This window comes from Qipengyuania sp. Mu-71 (genome assembly GCF_036867055.1).
Taxonomy (GTDB): Bacteria; Pseudomonadota; Alphaproteobacteria; order Sphingomonadales; family Sphingomonadaceae; genus Qipengyuania; species Qipengyuania profunda.
The window spans coordinates 1653448-1677040 of sequence record NZ_JBAJHR010000001.1; the positions used below are offsets into that span (position 1 = coordinate 1653448).

The window sequence follows — 23593 nt, forward strand, 5'->3', positions numbered from 1 at the left end:
TCGTCGCCCTCCTTACAGCACGATGTCTTTGGGCTTGGCCTTGCGCAGCCAGTCGGCGACCCACATGCGGGTCAGCGTGACCGCGGTGAAGACGCTGGTGAACAGGCCAATGATCAGCACCACCGCGAAACCGCGGATGGGGCCCGATCCGAACAGGAACAGCAGCACACCGGCGATGAAATTGGTGACGTTAGCGTCGTAGATCGCGCGGCTTGCTTCCTTGTAGCCGTTCTCGACCGCGGCAACCACGCGGCGCCCGCGCTTGCGTTCCTCGCGGATACGCTCGTTGATCAGCACGTTGGCGTCCACCGCCGCACCGATCGTCAGCACGAAACCGGCAATACCGGGCAAAGTCAGCGTGGTGTTGAGCGCGGCCATGATGCCCAGCAGCATGGCGACGTTGATGACCAGCGCGATCGTAGCGTAAACGCCGAAACGGCCATAGCTGGCGATCATCAGCGCTATGACCAGCAGCGATCCGACCAGCATGGCGAGCATGCCGCGCTTGATCGAATCGGCGCCGAGATCGGGACCCACGGTGCGTTCCTCGATCACGGCGAGGTCGACCGGAAGCGCGCCCGAGCGCAGCGAAATCGCCAGCTGGTTGGCAGTCTCGACCGAGAAGCCGCCCGAGATCTGCGCCGTACCGCCACGGATCGGCTCGTTGATATTGGGCGCGGACAGTACCGTATCGTCGAGGATGATCGCGAAGGGCTTGCCCACGTTTTCGGTGGTCAGCTTGGCGAAGCGGCGCCCGCCATCGCTGTCGAACTGGATATTGACCACCGGCTCATTGGTCTGCGGGTCGAAGCTCTGCTGCGCGCCGGTCAGATTGTCGCCGCGGATACCGCCGAGGCGGCGCACTGCGAGCGAGGATCCCGCAAAGGCGGACGTATCGGCATAGGCGAAGATTTCGGAGCCCGGCGGGGCGAGGCCCTGCTGCACGTCGCTGGGCAGGGCGTTCTGGTCGACCAGCTTGAATTCGAGCTTGGCGGTCTGGCCCAGCAGCGCCTTGAGCTGGTCGGGATCCTGCAGGCCGGGGACCTGCACCACGATGCGCGTATCGCCCTGGCGGATGATCGTCGGTTCGCGTGTGCCGAGTTCGTCGATACGCTTGCGCACGACTTCGGTCGCGCTTTCCATCGCGTCACCGACCGCCTGATCGATCCCCTCGGAGGTGGGGGTGAGGATCATGCGATTGCCGTCCTCGACCGCCAGATCCCATTCGCGCACCAATCCGGTGCCATTGATCGACGGCAGCAGCAGTTCGCGTGCGCGGTCGACCTGCCCCGGATCGTCGAGCATGAAGCTCAGCCGTCCGTCACGCGTCGATACGTCACCGATGCGGATCCGCGGTTCGGCGCGGCGCATGGTGTTGCGCACGTTCTCTTCCATGTTCTCGAGCCGCTGCGTCGCCACCTGCGCGGCGTCGGCCTCGAGCAGGATGTGGCTGCCGCCGGCAAGGTCGAGACCGAGGTTGACCATCGGGTCGGGCAGCGCATCGGGCCAGCGGACACTGGTGGCCGACAGCAGCGAGGGCAGCGCAGCGGCCACGCACAGGCCGGTAATCAGCCAGAGCCAGACCTTACGCCAGGTAGGGAAATCGAGCATGGAGGTGAGGCGTCCCTAGTCGTTCGCAGCGGGCGTGTTGCGCGACGACAGCACTTCGCCGATCGTGTTGCGCACCGCCTTGACGGTCATGCCCTTGGCAAGTTCGACGTGGACGAAATGCTCGTCCACCTTGGTGATCTTGCCGACGAGACCGCCGGCGGTGACCACTTCGTCACCCTTGCCAAGCCCGGCAACGCGTTCGCGGTGCTGTTTCTGCTGGCGCATCTGCGGGCGCAGGATGAGGAACCACAGGATCAGCAGCATGCCCAGCGGCAGCACCCAGCCGGTCCATGCGGGCGGCCCGGCGGCGGCGCTTCCGGCGGCGGCGAGAAAATCGATCATCGGAGGAATACCTGTCGGAAATTTGCGTGTCGGTCGGATCCGCAATTGGGCGATGCGCGCGACCGGTTCAAGCGGCCTGCACAGTCCTTCTTGCGAAAGTGCGGCGCGGTTAGCAGCATTGCGATGCCGGGGCAACGAAATGCCTGCGAACTCCGCTTGCCATGCACAAACACCCGCCCTATAGGGCCGCCTCCACTGGTTTCGGGATGTAGCGCAGCCTGGTAGCGCACCATACTGGGGGTGTGGGGGTCGCTGGTTCGAATCCAGTCATCCCGACCAGTGGTTTCCCTTCATAATTCGTCTGACAGACCCCCGCCCTGCGGGGCGTTTGGCATGCCCGGATGAAATTTTTGCCGCGGCGTGGATTAAGCGTGAGCGCGCATCCGTTTTCCCTTCGACCAGCCGGCGCGTGCCGGCTCCGGCATGAAGGAGAAGACCCGATGAAGACAAAGACCATCCTCCCGCTGCTCGCCCTCGGCCTCGCCGGTACCGCGCAGGCGGCGCTGCCCGCACTCTACGAAGAACAGCTCGCCCGCGCCGAGGAGAAGCTGATTCTCACCACTCCCATTGCGGGGATCGAGAACAGCCTGTGGTTCGATTATCGCATCGACGTTACCGAGGCGCAGAAGGAACTCACTAGCGATTTGCGCCGCGCCAGCGACGTGGAGGACCGCCGCGATGCATGGTCCGAATATGCGCAAGAGCTCGGGCACGAGCGCAAGGACTACATCCACGACATGGCAAAGCGCGGCTATCGCCAGGGCACCGTCTACCTGGTCGACTGACCGGCCGCAGCCAACGGCGACCGCACCCGTCCCAAGCCACCCGGACGGTCGCCCTCCTCCAAGGACCGGTGCCCAGCGCGCCGGTCCTTTTTTCATATCGAATCGATAGGGGCGAGGCGGCCGCGGGTCGGCGGCTATTGCCAGCCCGTAGCGCGCGCTTCGGCCTCGGCCTCGGCATCGAGCGCGGGCCCGTCGGCCATGCTCTGCGCCCGCGCCATGATCGCGCCCGCATCGGCGCCTGCCGTGCGATATTCGGTTCGCGCACCGGCAGCACCCTCGCCCAGCGCCTCCAGCTTCCAGCCCTGCGTATCGCGGCAGGCGATGCCGCTGCCCGAGGCGCCGCTGAACGCGCGGCAGAAGTCGCCCTCGCGATTCTGGAAACTGAGCAGGATGCGCGTGTCCGCCCCGGACGGTTGTTCGGCCACCAATTGCGTATCGAGCGCGCCCGCAAGCTGCGCATCGGCATAGCCATCGGGCACGCCGCCGCGCGGCAGGAATATGGCGAGCGCCAGCGACGCGGCCAGCGCGGGTCCCGCCACCCAGCCCCAATGCGGCAGGAGGCGCCGCGCCTGGCGCTTCTCGCGCGCGGTGGCGATATCGCTCACCGGCGCGGTTTCGCGGGCCAGCATGGCCGAAAGGCGATCGGGCACGGGTTGCTCGGCGATGGGGGCGAAATGCCCGGCCAGCCGATCCTTCAGCGCACGGTGCGCGGCCAGTTGCTGCACCAGTTCGGGATCGCGCTCGACCGCCTGTGCGACCTGCTGCGCGCGTTCGGGCGGCAGTTCGCCATCGGCATAGGCGGCGAGGTCTTCGCGCGTGACGGTCATGCTTTTTCTCCGAGCAGGGTGAGTAGTGCGTCGCGCCCGCGCACTAGCCGCGAATTGAGCGTGCCGACCGGACAGCCGACGATCTCCGCCGCCTCGCGATAGCCATAGCCCTCGACCATCACCAGCAGCACCGCCTCGCGCTGGTCGGCGGGCAATTGCTGCATCGCGCGATCGACCAGCGAGAGTTCGACCGCGGCTTCCTGCGCACCGTCACTGCCGACCGAAAGCCCGGCGTCCTCTGCCACGAAGGTTGCGCGGCGGCGCGTCGTCGCCCGGCCCTCGTCGATCCACAGATTGCGCATGATCCGATACATCCAACTGTCGAGCCGCGTGCCTTCGCGCCACTTGTCGCGATTGGCGAGCGCGCGCTCGAGACTCATCTGGCAGAGATCGTCACCGTCCGCCGGATCGCCGCAGAGCCCGACCGCGAAACGGCGCAGCCGGGGCAACAAGGCCAGCAAGTCCTGCTCGAACGATGGGTTAAGCGTCATCTGCCTTCCATGGATTAAACGGACGACATGGCCCGTTTCATCCATGCTTAATGCGATTTGCCACACAGAAGGTAGCCAATGGCCAGATTTCCCCTGATTTCCGTGCTCCTTGCAATGATTGCCGCGCCGCTCGCGGCGCAAGTCGCGGTGCCCGGCGTAGCGGTTCCGCGCGTCGGTCAGGTGCTTGGGCAGGTTGGCGAGCTGGCTGGAACCACGCTCGATCGCACTGCGCAGGACGCGCGCGAACTGGCGCGCACCCGGCTACAGCGCATCGACCGGCTGGTGCGCAGCAATCGCGCGACGATCGAGCGCGATGCGCGTGGCGCCCCCGCGCGGCGCGGCGAGTTGCTGCTGGTCGATGCGCAGGCGGCTGCGTTGCTCGCCGCGTCTCGGGCGGGCTTCGGCATCATCGAGACGATCGAACTGGACGAGTTGGGAATCCAGGTGACGCGGTTGCGCATCCCGGCCGGCCGCGACCTCGACGAAGCCGAGAAGGACCTGGCCGACCTGGTGCCCGAGGCAATCCTTGCGCCCGACAATCTGCATTTTCCCGCAGGCGATGCGGTCGCGCTTGGCCTGACGAGCGCTGCATCCACCGGCGCAAGCGGCGGCGTCGCGGTGGGCATGATCGACGGAGCGCCGGGAAAATCGGTCAGCGTCACGGCAACGCGCGGTTTTGCCGAAGGCGCGCCCTATCCGAGCAATCACGGCAGTGCGGTCGCCTCGCTTCTCGCATCCGAACACGCCGGTCCGATCCGCGTCGCCGATGTCTATGGCACCGACAAGGCAGGCGGGAATGCACTGGCCATTGCCCGCGGGCTCGGCTGGCTCGTCGGCGAAGGCAGCCGCGTGGTTACGATCAGTCTGGTCGGGCCGAAAAATCCCCTGCTCGAGCGCGCGATCGCCGCGGCGCGGCGCCGCGGCGTGATCGTGGTCGCGGCGGTCGGCAATGACGGACCCGCCGCGCCGCCCGCCTATCCGGCCAGCTATAACGGGGTGGTCGCGGTGACTGGAGTCGACGCCAGGCGCCGTGCGCTGATCGAGGCGGGCCGCGCGCTGCATCTCGACTATGCCGCGCCGGGCGCGGATATTCGCGCAATCGATGCCAAGGGCAAACGCATCCGCGTGCGCGGGACATCGTTCGCCACGCCGCTGGTTGCCGCGCGGCTGGCGCGCGCCCTGCATGGCGGTGGCAACTGGCGCCGCACGCTCGACCGCGAGGCGGAAGACCTCGGGCGCCGGGGCGCCGATCCGGTGTTCGGGCGCGGATTGCTCTGCGGATCATGCGCGGGCCGCTGAAAAATTCGCCCTCGCATGGATTAAGCCACGTAGCCGATCCGTTTTCCTTTCGAAGCAGGCACCGATCCCCCTCCGCCTGCAGATGAAAGGACCATATGATGAAAAAGCATCTTCTCGCAGCAGCCGCTCTTACTGCCCTGGCCGCAGCACCGCAGGCACAGGCGCAGCTGCTTTCGGGCTCGGGCCTGGGACAGGTCACCGGCAATACCGGTTCAATCACGCAAAGCGCGACCGGGACGCTCCGTTCGACCACTCGTGGAACGCTGCGCGGCGAAACCCGCACGCGCGGCAGCCAGAATGTCGACCGCCGTTCGGGCGAAGTGTCGCTCGACCGTTCGCTCGATACGGGCGTGACCGCCACTGCCGACCAGGTCCTCTCCACGCCGCAAGGCGAAGCCGCCGGTTCGGCTGCGGGCAGCGGACGCGCTTCGGGCTCGGGCAGCGCGCAGGCGCAGCTCGTGGGCACCGATACGGTTGGCGCGCTCGCCGGACAGGGCGTCGCACAGACGCGGTCGGGTGCGGCGCAGGTCCGCCAGTTGGCGACCCCCGCCGTACACAGGGCGCAGACGGCGGCCAGCGGTACCGCTTCGCAGGCGAATGGCCTCACTGCCTCCGGCAGCGGCAATGGCATGGCAGGCGGCGCGGGTGTCGCCTCCCTCCCGCAGGGGATGCTGGTCGCAGCGGGCAGCGGAGCCGCAGCAGGCGAAGGCGCGATCGCCATTGCTCCGGGTATGCCGGTAACCACCGCACTGGGTGCCCCGGCGGGCAAGGTTCGCCAGTTGGTGAGCGATTCGCGCGGCCGGGTCGAACAGGTCGTGGTCGAATCGAAGGGGCGCGCCTTTACGGTCCCTGCCAGCCGTTTCGCAGCGAGCGGCAATGCCCTGGTAATGGGCGAAGGCGCGGTGTCGGGCGGCAAGGCCCAGCCGGAAGGCGCCGCGCCCGAGGAAGCACCCGCCCGGCCGGCTGAAGGCGAAACGCATCGATAGGGGCCAATACCCCAAATATGCTCGGGGATGGCCGGTGAAACACCCGGCCACCCCCGGATATGTCATGTCGTAGAAGCCATTTTCCTACATGTACCGTATTGGTTAAAACATCTCCAACTCAAGAACCGGAGATGTTGAATGCCGCTACTCGAATCGCTCATCGGCCCGATCGCCTCGATCATCGACAAGGTGATCCCCGACAAGGAAGCGCGGGCGAAGGCCAAGCTCGAACTGCTCGCGCTCGAGGGCACGCAGGAACTGCAGCAAATCGAGGCGCGCCTGTCCGCGATCGTCGCCGAAGCGCAGAGCGCCGATCCCTGGACCAGCCGCGCACGGCCGAGCTTCCTCTATGTCATGTATGCGCTGATCCTGTTCAGCGTCCCGATGGGCGTGATCGCGGCCTTCGACCCCATCGCCGCACGCGCGATCGGCGAAGGCATGACGCGCTACCTCTCCGCCCTGCCCGAAGCGCTCTACGCGCTCTTCGGCACCGGCTACCTCGGCTACACCGCGGCGCGCCAATGGGGAAAGGTCAAGGGCGTGGACCAGTAGCTGGGCAGACCGCTATTGGGGTGGGAGGCGGCGTCTATTAGTCCGCTACTCAACGCCTTCCTCGAGCGGGAAAATCCCCGCCTCCATGAGCAATGCATCTGTTGCAAGATACGCGTCGTCGAACCGATGAAAGAACCGAGCCTCGAAATCATCCGCGACCGGGCATGACTCAACACTTTGGTCGAAAAATCCCTGAAAAACGTCCCGTACCTCTGCCAGTCGCTCCTCGGCAGTCGGACCAAACGCCATGATCGCCTGTGTGCCATGCATTTCGACCGGCTGCGCCGTATCACAAGCTGGTGCCAGAGTTTCCATGAGCAAGGGGGACGCATAGATCGACGGCTCCTTTGCGACATAAACCGCTACAAAAATCCCATCGAGATCTCTAACCATCGCGGCGTGGTAGTCAGGATGAAAACCGACGAACCACTCATCCGATTGGGCAATAGCAGCGTTAGGGACCGCCAAAAGCCCACAAGCGGCGATCATTGCGCTTAACAGCCTCATCGGCCAATCCCCTTTTCGTCATAAAGATGAAGCTCTTGCAGCATTGCTATGCGCAATACTCAATGTCCGCAACCGGGTCGCCAGCCGACCTTCCGCTTTGCCATATTGCGGGCAACCGCTAACCCCTTCCCATGACCGACACCGTCTTCGTCCTCAACGGCCCCAATCTCAACCTGCTCGGCACGCGCGAGCCGGAGATCTACGGCTCCGACACGCTCGCCGATATCGAGGTAATGCTAGGCGAGAAGGCGCGCGAACTGGGCCTCGAGATCGACTTTCGCCAGACCAATCACGAAGGCGTGCTGGTCGACTGGCTGCACGAGGCGCGCAGCACCGGAGCGAAGGCGGTGCTGCTCAACGCCGCCGCCTATACACACACCTCGATCGCGCTGCTCGATGCGATCAAGGCGATCGAATTGCCCCTAATCGAGGTCCATCTGTCCGACCCTGCGACGCGCGAAGCGTTCCGTCACATCTCCTATGTGGGCATGGGCGCGGTGGACGAGGTCAAAGGACTGGGCGCGCGGGGCTATGCCGTAGCGTTGGAGAAAGCGGCCGCGCTCTAATTCGCCCGCACACCCCTTGCCCTATCGCCGCGCGGGTAGCATAGGCGGCGCAAACAACACACAAGGGGTTCCATGGCCGATCGTAAAGCCAGCGCCGGCAAATCCGGCATGAATGTCGACACCGCTCTCGTACGCGAGCTGGCCGAGATGCTGGACGACACCGGACTTACCGAAATCGAAGTCGAGGATGGCGACCGCAAGATCCGCGTTGCGCGCGGCGGCGGCGTGGCAATGGCAGCTGCACCCGCTATGGCGCCAGCGGCGGCGGCTCCGGCAGCGCCTGCTGCTGCGGCTCCGACGCCCGATAGCGCGGGGGCCGCGCCAGCGGACACCGCCGGGGCGACCAAATCGCCGATGGTCGGCACGGTTTATCTGGCCCCCGAACCGGGTGCGGCCGATTTCATCAAGGTCGGCGACAGCGTCAAGGAAGGCCAGACGTTGGTGATTGTCGAAGCGATGAAGGTGATGAACCCGATCACGGCCGACAAGGCAGGAACGGTGAAGGCGATCCTCGTCGAAAACGCCCAGCCGGTCGAATTCGACCAGCCGCTCGTCGTCGTCGCGTAAGCCATGGGTATCTCGCGCATATTGATCGCCAATCGCGGCGAAATCGCGCTGCGTATCCACCGCGCGGCACATGAAATGGGTATCGAGACGGTCGCGGTGCATTCCACTGCCGACGCCGACGCCATGCATGTCCGGCTCGCCGATCACGCGGTGTGCATCGGTCCGCCGCCCGCGACCGACAGCTATCTCAATGTGGCCAATATCATTTCCGCCGCCGAGGTCAGCCAGGCCGACGCGATCCACCCGGGCTATGGCTTCCTGTCGGAAAACGCCAAGTTCGCCGAGATCGTCGAGGCGCATGACATCGCCTGGATCGGCCCCAAGCCCGAGCATATCCGCACCATGGGCGACAAGGTCGCGGCGAAGAAAACCGCCGGCGCGCTTGGCTTGCCGCTAGTCCCGGGTTCCGACGGCGCGGTCGAAACGGTCGAGCAGGGCCGCGCGATCGCGGACGAAATCGGCTATCCGGTGATCATCAAGGCCGCCAGCGGCGGCGGCGGCCGCGGCATGAAGGTCTGCGAAAGCGAAGACCAGCTCGAAACGCTGATGAAGCAGGCGGGCAACGAGGCCAAGGCCGCCTTCGGCGACGCCACCGTCTATATCGAGAAATATCTCGGCGATCCGCGGCATATCGAATTCCAGGTCTTCGGCGACGGCAATGGCGGGGCGATCCACCTGGGCGAGCGCGACTGTTCGCTCCAGCGCCGCCACCAGAAGGTGTTCGAGGAGGCCCCCTCCCCCGTGCTGGGCGAGGACGACCGGATGCGGATGGGCGAAATCTGCGCGCAGGCCATGCGCGACATGGCCTATCGCGGCGCGGGGACGATCGAATTCCTGTGGGAAAACGGCGAGTTCTATTTCATCGAAATGAACACCCGCCTGCAGGTCGAACACCCGGTTACCGAAGCAATCACCGGTGTCGATCTGGTGCGCGAACAGATCCGTATCGCCGAGGGCAGGCCGCTCTCGATCACGCAGGACGAAATCGAGTTCAAGGGCCACGCGATCGAATGCCGCATCAACGCCGAAGATCCCTGGACCTTTGCCCCCTCGCCCGGCGAAGTGACGCATTATCACGCGGCCGGCGGCATGCATGTGCGCGTCGATAGCGGGCTTTATGCCGGTTACCGGATCCCGCCCTATTACGACAGCATGATCGCCAAGCTGATCGTCTATGGCCGCACCCGCGAAGGCTGCATGATGCGCCTCAAGCGCGCGCTGGAGGAAATGGTGGTCGAAGGCGTCAAGACCAGCATCCCGCTGCATCAGGAACTGCTGCAGCAGGACGATGTGAAGAGCGGGAACTACTCGATCAAATGGCTCGAGGAATGGCTCAAGACGCGCGAGGGGTGACGAGGGCTATCGGCCGGATGGCAGCTATCGGCATTCAAGCTTTCCGGCCTCTTTTCGAACCAGGCGGACCAGTTTCTCGACCCGCGGTGACCGGGCCTTTCGCTTGAGTTCCACCAGATGCAGTTCGAGGAAACTGGGCTGGGGGAATTGCGCAATCGAAAGCTGCTCGCGCCCCGGATACGCGAGGACCCCGCTGCGCGGGAGGATCGAATAGCCCAGCCCCCGCGCCACGGGCTCGGGGATCTGCCCGATCTGGTTGACGGTGCTGCGGACGTGCAGTCTTTCCGCGCCCCGATATTCCTTCGCGAAGTTCGATCCGAGCACGGCATCCGCATAGGTCGTGCCGTCCGGATGCTGGACGAACCCCAGCGATTGCAGGTCCTCGAAACGCGGCTGGCGTCCGTCCCATTCGCGGGGCAGGATGAGGTCGAGCGGCTCCGCCCCCAGATATTCGGCGGTCAGCCGGGGATGGCGCGGGGCGTTCGCGATCACGCCGACATCGTAGCTCCCGGACAGGACCCCCGCGACGATGCTGTCCTCGGGCGCCGCCGTGAGGCTTGCGGAAATTCCGGACGCGTCCGCCATCCATTGCATCAGGGCAGGATAGAGCAGCATTGCGAAGCTGCCCGAACTCGCCACGCTGATCTTGCCGCGGTCTTCGTCTTCATCATCGAGGCTTTCGAGGAAGTCCCGTTCCTCGCGCCATCGCGCGCGCGCCATGGCGAGAGTTTTCTCTCCTGGATCGGTCAGGGCGAACCCCGGGGCATCGCGTTCAATAAGCGGCACGCCTAAATGCTGCTCCAGCTTCGCAATGTGCTGGGACATGCCGGGCTGGGTCATGTTGAGGCGCGCTGCGGCGCGGGTGAAATGGCGTTCCTCGCACAGGATGGTGAAGGACTTGAGCCATAGGGAATTGAGGTCACTCATAACCTTACCTTATCATGGTTATGAGATATGATAATTTCAAGTTGTCATGTGCGAGGTCGATATCGGCGGGGTCAATGAGTGAAAGGATCCCCCATGAACGTATCGCCCAAGACCTTCTCGCATATCGGCCTCTCGGTCCCCAACCTCGAGGCCGCGGTCAAATTCTACACCGAAGTCCTCGGCCTCTATACCATCATGGAGCCGACCGAGGTGTTCGAGGACGACAGCCCGATCGGCGTGATGTGCACCGATGTGTTCGGCCCGAACTGGAAGTCGCTGAAGATCGCGCACCTTGCCACCGCCGACCGCGTGGGCATCGAAATCTTCGAGTTTCCGGGCAATTATGCCCCCGAGGACAATCTCGCCCACAAACGCCACGGGACGTTCCATTTCTGCGTACAGGATCCCGACGTCGAAGGCCTGGTCGAAAAGATCGTCGCTGCCGGTGGCAAGCAGCGCATGCCGATCCGCGAATATTACCCCGGCGAGAAGCCCTATCGCATGTGCTATGTCGAAGACCCGTTCGGGATCGTCTTCGAAATCTACAGCCACAGTTACGAGCTTACCTATTCGGAAGGCGCGTACTCGTAACCCCGGTGCCGGGCGGGGCGGGTTCTCTCGTCTCGCCCGGCTTGCCCGATACCCTGCAGGTGGGCGCCAGTCCCTGCCCGCCCCCGCTCTGTCGCTAGTCGAAGGTGAAACCCGCAGCCTTTGCTTCCGCGATCACCTCCGCGCCGGTCTGGCGCGGATGGTCGCCTTCGATGCGGCCCCAGTCGGCGCGTTCGTCGACGAAGATCTCTTTCTCGATCGCATAGTGGGCCGCCGCATCGAACAGGCCCGCGGAAAAGCTGCGGTTGCCGGTCGGGAGGAAGCAGAACCACAGATTGCTGCCGCATTGCGAGCAGAAGGCGCGTTCGGCCCATTCGCTCGAGCGATATACGGTGGCCCTGTCCTCGCCCGTGATGTCAGCGCGCTCGCTCGTCTGCGCAGTGTAGAACGAGCCGCCCCAGCGCCGACACATGGCGCACTGGCAGATCTCGATCTCATGCGCCGGATTGTCGAGCGCGATGGTGACCGCGCCGCACAGGCAATGGCCCTCGATCCGCTCGACCGCGCTCATAGCGGGACGCCCGGCTCGTGCTTGCTGGTACGGATGGTGAGAGAGGTTTTCACGCTCTCCACATTGGGCGCCGGCGTGAGCTTGCTGGTCAGGAATTCCTGGAAGCTCTGCAAGTCCCTGCTGACGATCTTAATGATGAAATCGATCTCGCCATTGAGCATATGCACTTCGCGCACTTCGGGCAGGTCGCGCATCGCGACCTCGAATTCGCGCAAGGCGTCTTCCGCCTGGCTCTTCAGACTGACCATCGCGAAGACGGTGATCGAGAAGCCCAGCTTCGACGGATCGAGCTCGGCATGATAGCCGCGGATAACGCCCTCTTCCTCGAGCGCGCGCACGCGCCGCAGGCACGGCGGTGCGGTCAACCCGACCCGATGGGCCAGTTCGACATTGGTGATTCGTCCTTCGGACTGGAGTTCCGCCAGCAAACGACGGTCGATATCATCAAGATTGGCCATATACGCTGCCCCTGCTAACCCTGCGCCACGGGCGAGTCATCGCGAAACTTCCACGAAATGTTGGAAACGCGATGCAGCCCTCTTGGCTAACATTATTAGCTCTGCCAGCAATTGTCCCGCTTTGCAACGCGAAGGCAACTTTCCGTTCAGCCTAAGTTTTACACCTGTAGAAACGTTGTCCTGCGATGGGTTACGTGTAGCGGACCCCCACGCCACCCGGAGAATCAATGCATTTCGACGATCGCCTTGCCACTGTGCTGCGCCACCGCGCTGCGGGCGAGCGCGCGGCGAAGACGCAGTTCCGGCAATTGCTCGATCTGCTTGGCGAGCGGCCGCAAGGCGGTGATCCTGCGCTCAAGGCGGCGGCGTATCTGCGGCTGATCGCGCTCGCCGAAGTGATCCCGACCGATGAACGCGCGGGCATCGTGGGCGAGAACGGCTGGCGCTTCCGCAACCCCGAACTCGTGCGCTGGTTCGGCGAAGCGCACCCCGCCATCGCCGGGGCCGCGCTGTATCGCGCGCAATTGACCGACGAGGAATGGGCTGCGCTGATTCCGCGCCTGCCGATCCGCGCGCGCGGCTTCCTGCGCCATCGCCGCGATTTGCCCACCGGTGCGGTGCGCGTGCTCGACCGGCTCGGCGTATCCGATCGCGCGCTGCCGGCGCCAACCCCGGCGGCCCAGCGCAAACCGGCCGCGCAGGACACACGCGACCCGATCGATCTCGACGAGCTCGAACCGCTGGTGCTGCGCCCTGCGAACGAGAATGCCGCGCCCGCGGATGAGCCCGGCGGCATCGTTGAAGCGGATCCGCAGCCCGCGCCGGTACCAGTCGCTGACGACACCCCTCCCGCACCCGAGGCAGAAACGCCTGCCAAATCCGATGGCATCCGTGCGCTGGTCGAGCGGATCGAGACGTTCCGCAAGGCCCGTGCGCCCGGCGCGCAGGGGGCCAGTGCGCCGACACTGCCGATGGCGGGGCTCGAGGAGACGGCGCAGCGCAAACCGCTTGACGGGTTCAGCTTCGGCACCGGGTCCGAAGGCCGGATCGACTGGGCCGAACCCGAAATCGCCCCATTGGTGATTGGGATCGACCTTTCGCAGCGGCGCGCAGGAAGCCAGGTGGGCGAGGATTTCGCCACCGCTTTCATCAATCGCCAGCCGGTCCGCGACGTGCCGATCAGCCTGCGCGGGGCCGACGCGATCGAAGGCGAATGGATCGTCGATGCCGCCCCGCGTTTCACTCGCGGCGATGGGCGCTTCTATGGCTATGTCGGGCGGTTCCGCCGCGCGCTCGCACCGGTCGACAACCGCGCCCAGCGCAGCGCCGATCGCCTGCGCCAGCTACTTCATGAGCTGCGCACGCCGGTCAATGCGATGCAGGGCTATGCCGAGGTGATCCAGCAGCAGGTCTTCGGGCCCACCCCGCATGAATACCGCGCATTGGCCGCGACGATCGCGGGCGATTCCGCGCGCATCCTTGCCGGGTTCGACGAGCTCGACCGGCTCGCGCGGCTCGAGACCGGCGAATTGGATCTGGAAGCGGGCGAGAGCGATTTTGCCGCCATCGTTCGCGCGCAGGTCGGTCAGTTGCAGACTGTGCTGGGCCCACGGGTTGCGCGGTTCGATGCGGAGATCGCCAAAGCGCCTGCCCCAATGGCGCTTGCGCAGAACGAAGCCGAGATGCTTGGCTGGCGCATCCTGGCGACGCTTGCGGGAGCGACCGGAGCGGGCGAGAACGTCGCGCTGGCCCTCGCGCTGGATGGCGACCAGGCTGCGCTGCGTGCGCAGCTACCCGCCAAGCTGGCTGAAACCGAGGACGTCTTTGTCTCCGATGTCCGCTCGGGTGGCAGCACCTTGAGCTCGGGCATTTTCGGCGCCGGCTTCTCGCTCCGCCTCGCGCGCGCAGAGGCCCGCGCGGCAGGCGGCGAACTGGTGCGCGAGGAGGGTGCGCTCATCCTCGTGCTCCCGCTCTTGACCGGCGTGGATGCGCTGCCTAGCCCTGCTGACGCACCTGATCGCGCCGCCGGCTAGGACCCACCGCCATCGCCCATGCCAACCTCCTCGACCCGCCCCACCCATCGCAGGTCGCGCGCTATGCGGACGGGTTCGGCCAGCGTTCGCTGCTGACGGTCGATACCGAGGAAGAATTCGACTGGAACGCCCCGTTTCGCGCCGATGGCTATGGGCTCGACCATGTCCGCGCGATCACCGGTTTCCAGGAGTTCTGCGAAGGGCTCGGCGTCTCGCCCGTTTACATGGTCGACTGGCCGATCGCGACCGACCCGCTGGCGCGCGAGATCATCGGCGATGCGGTGCGCGCGAACAAGGCCGAAGTGGGCGTGCAATTGCATCCTTGGGTCAATCCGCCGCACGAGGAAGAAGTTACCACGTACAATAGCTTTGCCGGTAATCTCCCGCACGAGCTGGAGCGGGACAAGTTTTGCCGCCTGCGCGATGCGATCGAAGAAGGCTTCGGCAGCGTTCCGCGGATTTATCGCGCGGGCCGCTATGGCCTCGGCCCGGAAACCGCCAAAGTGTTGAGCGAGACCGGCGTGGCGATCGACAGCTCGGTGCGCGCGCGTTACGATTATTCCGACGCGCACGGTCCCGACTACAGCCGCCACCCGGTTGTCCCCTACTGGACCGATGCCGAGCGCACATTGCTCGAGCTACCACTTACCAGCGTGTTTTGGGGCATGTTGCGCAAGCAGGGCCAGCAGATCTTCCCGCTCGCCCGCAAACTTCCGCTGCTGGGCGGCGCGCTGGCGAAGCTCGGGCTGCTCGAACGCATTGGCCTCACCCCAGAAGGCGTGACCAAGGAAGAGGCGCTGCGCGCGGTCGATATCGCGATCGACGACGGCCTGCCGGTACTGGTGCTGAGCTTCCACAGCCCCTCGCTGGCGCCCGGTCACACACCCTACGTCCGCACCGAAGAGGACCTCGATGCGCTCTATGACTGGCTGCGCGGGGTCTATGGCTATCTCGACATGCGCGGCGTCCGGCCGACCACGGTCGCGGAAATCATGACGGCAGTGGACGCCTAGCGCTTGCATGCCTCACGCCCCGGGGCTAGGCGCGCTGTTCCGCAGGGCGTGCCTTGGGGCCTGTAGCTCAGTTGGTTAGAGCTGGCCGCTCATAACGGCTAGGTCGCGGGTTCGAGTCCTGCCGGGCCCACCAAGCTCGGCGTCTTGCGGGAAATCGGTCGGGGAGTGGCGCAGCCTGGTAGCGCACTTGTTTTGGGTACAAGGGGTCGCTGGTTCGAATCCAGTCTCCCCGACCAATACTTCGTAATGCGAAGCCGCCGCATGGGCGGCTTCGTCCGGCAGGCTTCCAGCCGCCGTTGCGGGAGTTCCGCCGTTTGAACACCGCTGCTTCTCCCGCCATCGATACCCGGCTGATCTGGGCCATCGCGCTGCCCGCCATGGTGACCAATGTCGCCACCGCACTGATCGGCGTGGGCGATATGTGGATCGTCGGGCGGCTGGGCGATGCCTCGACGCAGGGCGCGGTCGATGTCGGCGCCAAGCTGTTCGCGGCGCTGTTCACCGTGATGAACTTCCTCAAGACCGGCACCACCGGCATGGTCGCACAGGCGGGCACGCGGTCGGGCGCGCAGGCACAGGCCGAGGTGCTGATCAAGGGGCTGGTGGTCGGCCTGTCGATCGCCGCGCTGCTGCTGCTCGCCAAGCCGGTGCTGCTCCCGCTGTTGCTCGACGCGCTGGGGGCCGAGGCGAAAGTGCGCAGCGCGGCGCTGGTCTATGCCGATATCCGGTACTGGAGCGCCCCCGCCGTAATGGCGAATTTCGCGCTGGTGGGCTATCTCGTCGGGCGCCGCCGCATGCGCGAGGTGCTGGCGATCGAGGTATTCTACAATCTGCTCAATGTCGCGCTGGGCCTGTGGCTCGCGCTCGCACTCGACTGGGGCATCGCGGGGATCGGCTGGTCGAGCTTTATCGCCGAGTTTGCCAAGCTTGCCGCCGCGGGCGTAGTGATCTGGCGGATTGCGGGCAGCGATATCCGCGCGGCGCTGCACACCGGGACGAGCATGTCGCTGGCCGCGCTCAGGCCCTTTCTCTCGGTCAATCGCGACCTGTTCCTGCGCACGGTGGTGCTGATCATCGCCATTGCCGCGCTAACCCGGCTGGGGGCCGAACGCGGACCGGTGGCGCTCGCGGCGAACGGGATCGTGTACCAGCTCTTCGTGCTATCCGCGCTGCTGCTCGACGGGTTCGAGAATGCCGCACAGGTGCTCAATGGCGAACGCGCCGGGGACAAGGACCGCGCTGGCTTCACGCTCTATATCCGCGCGATCCTGTGGCGCTGCCTGGGCGTGGCGACCGCGCTGGCGCTGTTGTTTGCCTTTTTCGGCGGGCCAATCACCGACAGTTTTGCCGCAACCGCCGCAGTCGCCGCCGAAGCGCGAACGCTGTGGCCGTGGCTGGTGGCGATCCCGCTGGCTGGCTTTGCCGGTTTCGTGCTCGACGGCGTGTTCGTCGGCGCCAGCTGGACTCGCGCACTCCTGCTCGCAATGGCGGGCGCGGCGGCAGGCTATGGCGTGATGCTGTGGCTAACCTGGCCGCTTGGCAATCACGGGTTGTGGGCCAGCTTCGTCGGGTTCCTGCTGCTGCGTGCGGCGATGCAAGCAGCGCTCATGCCGCGATTGCTGCGACGGGAACTGGGCTAGGCGCGCACTTCGCGCGGATCGGGACCTTGCTTGATAGGGGAGACCACGGCGCGTGGTTCGTCGTCACCATCGGCGGAAGTGCGATTGCGGCCACCTTCCTTTGCCCGGTAGAGCGCCGCGTCGCCACGCGCGAACAGCCGGCCATAGCCTTCGTCCGTCACCCATTGGGCGACGCCGAAGCTCGCCGTCAGCCGGACGTCATCCGAAATACCCGCGATCGGCAATTGCTCGAACCGCGCGCGGATACGTTCGGCTAGGTTAAGCGTGGGCTCCTCCGGGCAGTTCCACACGAGGATGCAGAACTCCTCCCCACCGATGCGCCCGGCAATGTCGGTATCCCGGATGGTCGAGCGCAGCAGGTCCCCGAAGCTGGCGATCGCCGTATCACCTACCTGGTGCCCCCAGATATCGTTGACCCGCTTGAAGTGATCGATATCGGCCACGATCACGCTTACCGGGACGTCCTTGTCGCGAGCGCGGTTCAGCATGGCGATTGCCTGGGCCTCGAAGGGGCCCCGCATCTTCAAACCGGTCAGCGCATCGCGCTCCGCATCTTCGCGCACCGCCTTGGTCTGGTCGGTCAAGGCCGCCCCCAGCAAGATCAGCGCCAGCGATACCGCCGCGAGCGCCAGCGACACGACCATCAGGGCGTAGAACGGCGTTTCGCGATATTCGCCAGCGGTCATCGACCCTTCGACCATGATCGCGACTAGCGGGCGGACGAAGAACTGGAAGGTGCCGATGGCAAGAAGGAGAATTATTGCCTTGTCGAGCAACTCCGTGCCCGCCTTGCGCGCGGCGGTCTGGGTGCCGAGAGCAAGGATCAGGCCGTAACAGGCGTTGGCGGTATACAGACGGGCATTGTAATCCACCCCGAAGCTCGCGCCGATCATCAGGATCATGCCGGTAACGGCAATTGCGATATAGAGCCGGTGATTGATCGGCTGCCCGTACCGCGCGCATATTCCCCACACCAGGCTGATCGTGCCGAGCGAATAGCACAGGTGCATCAACACGATCGCGGTGATCCCGTTGGGATCGTCGGTGAAATGGAAAATGAAAAACCCAAGCGCGCTGGAGAAATAACCCACGGCTATGATCGCGATCCAAGTGGCGCTGGGGTCGCGTCGCCACAAGATGAAGAACGCAAGCGCGAATACCGTGCTAAGCATCGGATTCGCCAAAGCTAAAATGTTCTCTGACATGCGCTACCCCGACCCTCTCACCCGATTCCTAGGTGATAACAGTTAAGGCCCGATTGAAAACATCGGTTTTGTTTTCGCAGGACAAGTGGCTTGGCACAGGGACATAGCGCAGCTTGTCTCAGGTTCTTGGCTAGACGCTCGCTTCGCGCCGCTCCTCGACGCTCTGCGTGATCGAGGTGACCACGTTGCGTTTTTTACCCGCACTGTCGCGCACCGTGCGATTGCGCCCATTTTCCTTCGCGCGGTAGAGCGCCGCATCAGTCCGCGCGAACAGCCGCCCGTAGCCCTCGCCCTCGATCCGCCCGGCAGCGCCGAAGCTGGCGGTAAGCCGGTGATCCTCGGGCATGCCCTTGACTTGGGCCTGCGCAAACTTGCAGCGGATACGCTCGGCCATGGTGACCGCTGCGGTTTCGTCGCAATTCCACGCGAGAATGCAGAATTCTTCGCCGCCAATGCGCCCGGCAAGGTCGCTATCGCGAATCGTGCCGGTGATGATCTGGCCGAATTGCGCGATCGCGTGGTCACCGACCTGGTGACCCCAGACATCGTTGACCGCCTTGAAGTGATCGATATCGGCCACCACCAGCGACACCGGCAGGCATTCCTGCTTCGCCCGTTCGAGCAATTCGACGACATCCTGTTCGAAGGCGCGCCGCGTGCGCAGCCCGGTCAACCCGTCGAGCTCGGCCTGTTCGCGCACCGCCTTGATCTGGTCGTAGACGCAGGCGCCGACCAGGACCATCGCGCTCATCAGCGAGATCAGCGCCAGCGACAGGTTGAGGACCGAGTAATAAACCGACTGGCGATAGCCTTCCGCCGCGATACCCTGCTCGACCAGCAGCGTCAGAACCGGTCGGATCATGAATTGCGCGGCGAGGATCGAATGCGCGACGATGATCAGCTTGTCGATCGCCTCGCGCCGCTGCCCGCCGAGCAGCGACATCAGACAGACGAGATACATCGCGCCATAACCGACGTTGACGATGATCAGGCGTGAGGAAATTTCGGGTGTGGTCACCACGGCCACCCCCAGTGTAACCGCCGACAGCGCATAGATCACCAGCAGGACGCCGAGATAGGGCGGCTGGCCCGCGCGCTTGGTCAGCGCCCAGATCGCCGTCGCAGTGCTAATCGAATAGAAGAACTGGGTGATGTGAAAGACATAGGGCGAGCCTGTGTCGAACAGGTGGGTCGTCCCGAAGCCGATTGCGAAAAGCAGGTAGGTCGCGGCGAAGCCGAGCACATAACTGCCCATCTTCCCGCGCCACCACATCACGAGGAAGACCGCGAAAAACACGATCGCCATCGTCGGTGTGATCAGGCCCATAATCTGTTCGCGCATGGACTGCCCCTGCCCTTCCTGCCATTGCAATAAGGAGGTTCGGTTAACAGTTGGTGTAGGTAAAACCCCCGAGTGCCGGCCCAATTCGGTTTTCTGACCGGATTTGTCCAGATATCATTGCACCTTATCACGCATTTGCATTTCGAGCACGTGCGGGGCCGGTCCCGCAGCCTCGTGATACTTGCCCCGCGGGGCTCGGACGACTATCTGCGCCCCCAAACATCAGGGCCACTGTGCCCGCCCAGCCAATTCCATTTCTCGAAGGATTTTCGCCCGATGGCCGCCCAGTACGCTTTCGTCATGAAGGACATGACCAAGACCTTCCCCGGTGCGCCCAAGCCGGTGCTCAGCAACATCAACCTGCAGTTCTACCAGGGCGCCAAGATCGGCATCGTCGGCCCCAATGGGGCGGGCAAGTCCACGCTGATCAAGATCATGGCCGGGATCGACACCGACTTCACCGGTGAAGCCTGGCCGGGCGAGAACATCACCGTCGGCTATCTCGAGCAGGAGCCCGAGCTCGACGAGAGCAAGACCGTGCTCGAAAACGTCAAGGACGGTGCGCGCGAAACCGCCGGGCTGGTCGACCGCTTCAATGCGATCAGCGCGGAAATGGGCGATCCGCAGGACGACACCGATTTCGATGCGCTGATGGAAGAAATGGGCGATTTGCAGGCCAAGATCGACGCGGTCGACGGCTGGACGCTCGACAACCAGCTCGAAGTGGCGATGGAAGCGCTGCGCTGCCCGCCGGGCGACTGGTCGGTGACCGACCTCTCGGGCGGCGAAAAGCGGCGCGTCGCGCTGACGCGTCTGCTCATCCAGAAGCCCTCGATCCTGCTGCTCGACGAACCGACCAACCATCTCGACGCCGAAAGCGTCCAGTGGCTTGAAAACCACCTCAAGGAATATGCTGGCGCGGTGCTGATGATCACCCATGACCGCTACTTCCTCGACAATGTCGTTGAATGGATCCTCGAGCTCGATCGCGGCAGCTACTATCCCTACGAAGGCAATTACTCGACCTATCTCGAAAAGAAGGCCAAGCGTCTCGAACAGGAAAGCCGCGAGGAAAGCGGGCGCCAAAAGGCGCTGGGCCGCGAACTAGAATGGATCCGGCAGACCCCGGCCGCGCGCCAGACAAAGTCCAAGGCGCGTATCCGCAAGTTTGAACAGCTCCAGGATTCGCAGAAGGACCGCAAGCCGGGTAAGGCGCAGATCGTCATCCAGGTCCCCGAACGCCTCGGCGGCAAGGTGATCGAGGCCAAGAACATCACCAAGGCCTATGGCGACAAGCTGCTTTTCGAAGACCTCTCCTTCATGCTGCCCCCGGGCGGGATCGTCGGCGTGATCGGTCCCAATGGCGCGGGCAAATCGACGCTATTCAAGATCCTTACCGGCAAGGAAGAGCCCGATAGCGGGACAGTTGAAATCGGTTCCACCGTGCATCTGGGTTATGTCGACCAGAGCCGCGACCATCTCGATCCGAGCAAGAACGTGTGGGAGGAAATCTCCGACGGGCACGACTACATGAAGGTCAACGGTCACGATACCAGCACCCGTGCCTATGTCGGCGCGTTCAACTTCAAGGGCGCCGACCAGCAGAAGAATGTCGGCAAACTGTCGGGCGGTGAACGCAACCGCGTGCACATGGCCAAGATGCTCAAGGAAGGCGGCAACGTCCTCCTGCTCGACGAACCGACCAATGATCTCGACGTCGAGACGCTCGGCGCGCTCGAGGAAGCGATCGAGAACTTCGCCGGATGCGCCGTGGTCATCTCGCATGACCGTTTCTTCCTCGATCGTCTCGCCACGCATATCCTCGCCTTTGAAGGCGACAGCCATGTCGAATGGTTCGAAGGCAATTTCGAAGCATACGAGGAAGACAAGCGCCGTCGTCTCGGCGATGCGGCGGATCGTCCCACACGCCTCGCCTACAAGAAGCTGACGCGTTAAGCCTCCGGTAAGGCCCGGTCATTCACGCCCGGGCCCAAAGGGGGGACTTAATTGAATAAGCGGAAGTTCGCGGTTTCGGCAGGTTCGGAACTGACGTGGGCCATCATCTTCAGCCTCGGCTGGCTCGTGTGCGCGATGATCGCACTCGAGCTGACCCAGGGTGCGGATGGCCTTGCGGCGGTCTGGCCGTCCAGCGGCATTTTCGTCGCTGCGCTGCTGCTGCTTGGCCCACGCGGACGCAAGCTGACCAGCATCGGCGTGGCCCTCGCCAGCTTTGCGGCGAATATGTGGTCCGGCGTGGGTGTCTTGCCCTCGGTGGGATATACCATCGCCAATCTGATCGAAGGTTGGCTGGTCTTCATGCTGATGGGCGGCGGGCGGGCGGAACATGTCCTGCTGGCGCGTCCGCTCAACCTGGTGCGCTTTGCCGCCTCCGCACTGGTCGGCGGCATTGCCAGCGCAATCATGGCAGGCATTCTCTCCAGCAATTTCGATACCGTGTTCCTCACCTCGTGGATGAGCACGGTGACGCTGGGCATGCTCGTGGTGACCCCGGTCGTCATGTTCCTCCACCAGGATGAGGCACACGAGACCAGCATGCTGTCGCTGCGTGGGTTCTGGATCTTCGTATTCGTCGCGCTGACCGCGCTGGCGGCCTTCGGGCAGGCCGAGTTCCCCTTGCTGATCCTGCCGCTGGTCGCGATCTCGATCACCACCGCGGCACTGGGCCTGAGCGGCGCGATGGTCGCGCTGCTGCTCGTGACCGCGATCGGCTCGGTCCTGACGATCTTCGACCTCGGTCCGGTGGGTGCCTTCTTCCCCCCGGTCGAGCAGCAGGTGCTGGTGTTCCAGGTCTACCTGCTGGCCCTGCTGGTCTCGACGCTGCCCGTTGCGCTGTCGCTCGCCCGCAACCGGCGCGATCTCGAGGAAATCGCCACCAGCAAGCGGCTTCTCGAAGCTGCGGAGCGCGCCGCAAAGGTCGGCCATTGGCGGCATGATCCGGACACCGACGCCATCTACTGGTCCGAAGAAGCCGGCAGGATGCTGGCGCGCGCGCCCCTGCCTGCGACACTGACCGAGATGGCGGAGATGTTCCACGAGGATGACCGTCCGCGGGTGATGGGCTTGCTGGCGGGCGCACGCCACACCGGCATCCCGTTCATATTCGAAGCCCGCATCGATTCACCCGATGGCACGCCGGGCTATTTCGAATGCCGCAACGAGGTGGAAACCGACACTCGCCATGGGCCCGCGATCATCTTCGGCACCATCATGGATGTGACTGAACGCACCGAGGCCATGCGCGAACTCGAGCAGGCGAAACTGCGGGCCGAGACCGAGGCGGCCGAAGTCAGGATCCTGGCCGAGACCGACCATCTCACGGGCATTCCCAACCGCCGCAAGGTGCTGTCCCGGATCGGCGGGCAGATAGCGAAAGCCTTTTCCGGCAGGCATCGGTTCACCATCGCGATGATCGATATCGATCACTTCAAGACCATCAACGACCGGTTCGGCCACGAGATCGGCGATCTCACGCTGGTAAAGGTCAGCCAGGTGCTCGAGGCGCATTTGCGCTCTGGCGAAATGGTGGGCCGCGTCGGCGGCGAGGAATTCCTCTTCGTCTGGCCGGGCAGCGACGCGCTTGCGGCGCGCGAACGCTGCCTGGCCATCGGCCGCGCGCTGGCAGCTACCGAATGGCACAAAGCCGGCCTCGAACCGGTGACTGTCAGTATCGGCATCGCGGAGTATGACATGCGCTGGGACGAAAGCCAGCTGCTGCGGTCGGCCGACGACGCGCTATACCGCGCCAAGCACGGCGGCCGCGCGCGCTGCGTCATTTACGAAGAACCCGCCGTGATCTAGCGGACCGCGTGGACCATACCGCCGCCCGGCGCGGATGAATCGGCAGGCAGTGAGCAACCTGCGCCGACTGCATTTGACTAGCACCGGCTGAATTGCGACAATCAGGGGCAAGGCGCTCGTTTGCGAGCGCGTTCCCCGACGGCCCCCGGC

The 23593-nt window shown here is 64.7% G+C and carries 24 protein-coding genes and 3 tRNA genes; 16 read left to right on the forward strand and 11 right to left on the reverse strand.

Features of this window, described 5'->3' with window-relative positions; translation table 11 throughout:
- Window positions 1-12: 12 nt before the first annotated feature.
- Entirely contained in the window at window positions 13-1611 is a 1599-nt protein-coding gene (gene secD / locus V6B15_RS08115) for a protein translocase subunit SecD (RefSeq protein ID WP_334200735.1), read from the reverse strand.
- Window positions 1612-1626: 15 nt separating this feature from the next.
- Entirely contained in the window at window positions 1627-1953 is a 327-nt protein-coding gene (gene yajC / locus V6B15_RS08120; RefSeq protein WP_253517118.1) for a preprotein translocase subunit YajC, read from the reverse strand.
- Between the two features lie 202 nt (window positions 1954-2155).
- Between yajC and V6B15_RS08125 the strand changes: the two genes are divergently transcribed.
- A tRNA-Pro gene (locus V6B15_RS08125) sits at window positions 2156-2232 on the forward strand.
- Window positions 2233-2393: 161 nt separating this feature from the next.
- Entirely contained in the window at window positions 2394-2738 is a 345-nt protein-coding gene (locus V6B15_RS08130; protein ID WP_334200736.1) for a hypothetical protein, read from the forward strand.
- A 134-nt stretch (window positions 2739-2872) separates the two neighbouring features.
- Here the strand turns inward: V6B15_RS08130 and V6B15_RS08135 are convergent, their stop codons facing one another.
- On the reverse strand, window positions 2873-3565 hold the full coding sequence (locus tag V6B15_RS08135; RefSeq protein ID WP_334200737.1) for an anti-sigma factor family protein: 693 nt from the start codon (window positions 3563-3565) through the stop codon (window positions 2873-2875).
- The gene (locus V6B15_RS08140) at window positions 3562-4056 is read right to left on the reverse strand and encodes an RNA polymerase sigma factor (RefSeq protein ID WP_334200738.1); all 495 of its coding nucleotides are present in this window, start codon (window positions 4054-4056) and stop codon (window positions 3562-3564) included. Before V6B15_RS08140 ends, V6B15_RS08135 begins: the two co-directional genes overlap by 4 nt.
- A 78-nt stretch (window positions 4057-4134) precedes the next feature.
- On the opposite strand from V6B15_RS08140, the gene V6B15_RS08145 reads away from it, so the two are divergent.
- The 3 genes from V6B15_RS08145 to V6B15_RS08155 all read left to right on the forward strand — a co-directional run bounded on the left by V6B15_RS08145 (window position 4135) and on the right by V6B15_RS08155 (window position 6893).
- Window positions 4135-5355, forward strand: coding sequence for a S8 family serine peptidase (locus V6B15_RS08145; RefSeq protein WP_334200739.1), 1221 nt, complete (start codon window positions 4135-4137; stop codon window positions 5353-5355).
- Window positions 5356-5453: 98 nt separating this feature from the next.
- Window positions 5454-6341 carry a hypothetical protein gene (locus V6B15_RS08150; protein WP_334200740.1) on the forward strand — a complete coding sequence of 296 codons (888 nt, stop codon included), beginning with the start codon at window positions 5454-5456 and terminating at the stop codon, window positions 6339-6341.
- 138 nt (window positions 6342-6479) lie between these two features.
- Window positions 6480-6893, forward strand: coding sequence for a holin family protein (locus V6B15_RS08155; protein WP_334200741.1), 414 nt, complete (start codon window positions 6480-6482; stop codon window positions 6891-6893).
- Between the two features lie 45 nt (window positions 6894-6938).
- On the opposite strand, the gene V6B15_RS08160 is transcribed toward V6B15_RS08155, so the two are convergent.
- Window positions 6939-7400, reverse strand: coding sequence for a hypothetical protein (locus V6B15_RS08160; RefSeq protein WP_334200742.1), 462 nt, complete (start codon window positions 7398-7400; stop codon window positions 6939-6941).
- A gap of 131 nt (window positions 7401-7531) precedes the next feature.
- Here V6B15_RS08160 and V6B15_RS08165 point away from each other — a divergent pair, with 131 nt between their 5' ends.
- The 3 genes from V6B15_RS08165 to accC all read left to right on the forward strand — a co-directional run bounded on the left by V6B15_RS08165 (window position 7532) and on the right by accC (window position 9886).
- Window positions 7532-7966, forward strand: a complete 435-nt coding sequence (locus V6B15_RS08165) for a type II 3-dehydroquinate dehydratase (RefSeq protein WP_334200743.1) — start codon at window positions 7532-7534, stop codon at window positions 7964-7966.
- A gap of 72 nt (window positions 7967-8038) precedes the next feature.
- Window positions 8039-8533, forward strand: a complete 495-nt coding sequence (gene accB / locus V6B15_RS08170) for an acetyl-CoA carboxylase biotin carboxyl carrier protein (RefSeq protein WP_334200744.1) — start codon at window positions 8039-8041, stop codon at window positions 8531-8533.
- Between the two features lie 3 nt (window positions 8534-8536).
- Window positions 8537-9886 carry an acetyl-CoA carboxylase biotin carboxylase subunit gene (gene accC / locus V6B15_RS08175; protein ID WP_334200745.1) on the forward strand — a complete coding sequence of 450 codons (1350 nt, stop codon included), beginning with the start codon at window positions 8537-8539 and terminating at the stop codon, window positions 9884-9886.
- Between the two features lie 24 nt (window positions 9887-9910).
- Here accC and V6B15_RS08180 read toward each other — a convergent pair whose 3' ends face one another.
- A complete protein-coding gene (locus V6B15_RS08180; protein WP_334200746.1) occupies window positions 9911-10813 on the reverse strand; it encodes a LysR family transcriptional regulator in 903 nt (300 codons plus the stop codon).
- A 93-nt stretch (window positions 10814-10906) separates the two neighbouring features.
- Here V6B15_RS08180 and V6B15_RS08185 point away from each other — a divergent pair, with 93 nt between their 5' ends.
- Window positions 10907-11404: a lactoylglutathione lyase family protein gene (locus V6B15_RS08185; RefSeq protein WP_334200747.1), complete on the forward strand. Its 498-nt coding sequence runs from the start codon at window positions 10907-10909 to the stop codon at window positions 11402-11404.
- A 94-nt stretch (window positions 11405-11498) separates the two neighbouring features.
- Here V6B15_RS08185 and V6B15_RS08190 read toward each other — a convergent pair whose 3' ends face one another.
- Together V6B15_RS08190 and V6B15_RS08195 are read right to left on the reverse strand one after the other, a co-directional pair.
- On the reverse strand, window positions 11499-11933 hold the full coding sequence (locus V6B15_RS08190) for a GFA family protein (protein ID WP_334200748.1): 435 nt from the start codon (window positions 11931-11933) through the stop codon (window positions 11499-11501).
- Window positions 11930-12391, reverse strand: a complete 462-nt coding sequence (locus V6B15_RS08195) for an Lrp/AsnC family transcriptional regulator (protein WP_253517135.1) — start codon at window positions 12389-12391, stop codon at window positions 11930-11932. The genes V6B15_RS08190 and V6B15_RS08195 overlap by 4 nt, the downstream gene beginning before the upstream one ends.
- Before the next feature lie 227 nt (window positions 12392-12618).
- Here V6B15_RS08195 and V6B15_RS08200 point away from each other — a divergent pair, with 227 nt between their 5' ends.
- Complete coding sequence (locus V6B15_RS08200) at window positions 12619-14424, forward strand: sensor histidine kinase (RefSeq protein WP_334200749.1); 1806 nt, start codon at window positions 12619-12621, stop codon at window positions 14422-14424.
- Here the strand turns inward: V6B15_RS08200 and V6B15_RS08205 are convergent.
- Complete coding sequence (locus V6B15_RS08205; protein WP_334200750.1) at window positions 14421-14588, reverse strand: hypothetical protein; 168 nt, start codon at window positions 14586-14588, stop codon at window positions 14421-14423. The two genes, V6B15_RS08200 and V6B15_RS08205, sit on opposite strands and share 4 nt — an antisense overlap.
- Before the next feature lie 60 nt (window positions 14589-14648).
- Between V6B15_RS08205 and V6B15_RS08210 the strand changes: the two genes are divergently transcribed.
- The 4 genes from V6B15_RS08210 to V6B15_RS08225 all read left to right on the forward strand — a co-directional run bounded on the left by V6B15_RS08210 (window position 14649) and on the right by V6B15_RS08225 (window position 17077).
- Entirely contained in the window at window positions 14649-15437 is a 789-nt protein-coding gene (locus V6B15_RS08210) for a polysaccharide deacetylase family protein (protein WP_334200751.1), read from the forward strand.
- A gap of 56 nt (window positions 15438-15493) precedes the next feature.
- A tRNA-Ile gene (locus tag V6B15_RS08215) sits at window positions 15494-15570 on the forward strand.
- A 26-nt stretch (window positions 15571-15596) separates the two neighbouring features.
- A tRNA-Pro gene (locus V6B15_RS08220) sits at window positions 15597-15673 on the forward strand.
- Between the two features lie 78 nt (window positions 15674-15751).
- Window positions 15752-17077 carry an MATE family efflux transporter gene (locus V6B15_RS08225; protein ID WP_334200752.1) on the forward strand — a complete coding sequence of 442 codons (1326 nt, stop codon included), beginning with the start codon at window positions 15752-15754 and terminating at the stop codon, window positions 17075-17077.
- Here V6B15_RS08225 and V6B15_RS08230 read toward each other — a convergent pair.
- Both V6B15_RS08230 and V6B15_RS08235 read right to left on the reverse strand, forming a co-directional pair.
- Window positions 17074-18249, reverse strand: coding sequence for a GGDEF domain-containing protein (locus V6B15_RS08230; protein WP_334200753.1), 1176 nt, complete (start codon window positions 18247-18249; stop codon window positions 17074-17076). The two genes, V6B15_RS08225 and V6B15_RS08230, sit on opposite strands and share 4 nt — an antisense overlap.
- Before the next feature lie 163 nt (window positions 18250-18412).
- Window positions 18413-19624, reverse strand: coding sequence for a GGDEF domain-containing protein (locus V6B15_RS08235; protein ID WP_334200754.1), 1212 nt, complete (start codon window positions 19622-19624; stop codon window positions 18413-18415).
- A gap of 276 nt (window positions 19625-19900) precedes the next feature.
- On the opposite strand from V6B15_RS08235, the gene ettA reads away from it, so the two are divergent.
- On the forward strand, window positions 19901-21580 hold the full coding sequence (gene ettA / locus V6B15_RS08240; protein WP_253517153.1) for an energy-dependent translational throttle protein EttA: 1680 nt from the start codon (window positions 19901-19903) through the stop codon (window positions 21578-21580).
- A 51-nt stretch (window positions 21581-21631) separates the two neighbouring features.
- Window positions 21632-23443 carry a sensor domain-containing diguanylate cyclase gene (locus V6B15_RS08245; RefSeq protein ID WP_334200755.1) on the forward strand — a complete coding sequence of 604 codons (1812 nt, stop codon included), beginning with the start codon at window positions 21632-21634 and terminating at the stop codon, window positions 23441-23443.
- Window positions 23444-23593: the final 150 nt, after the last annotated feature.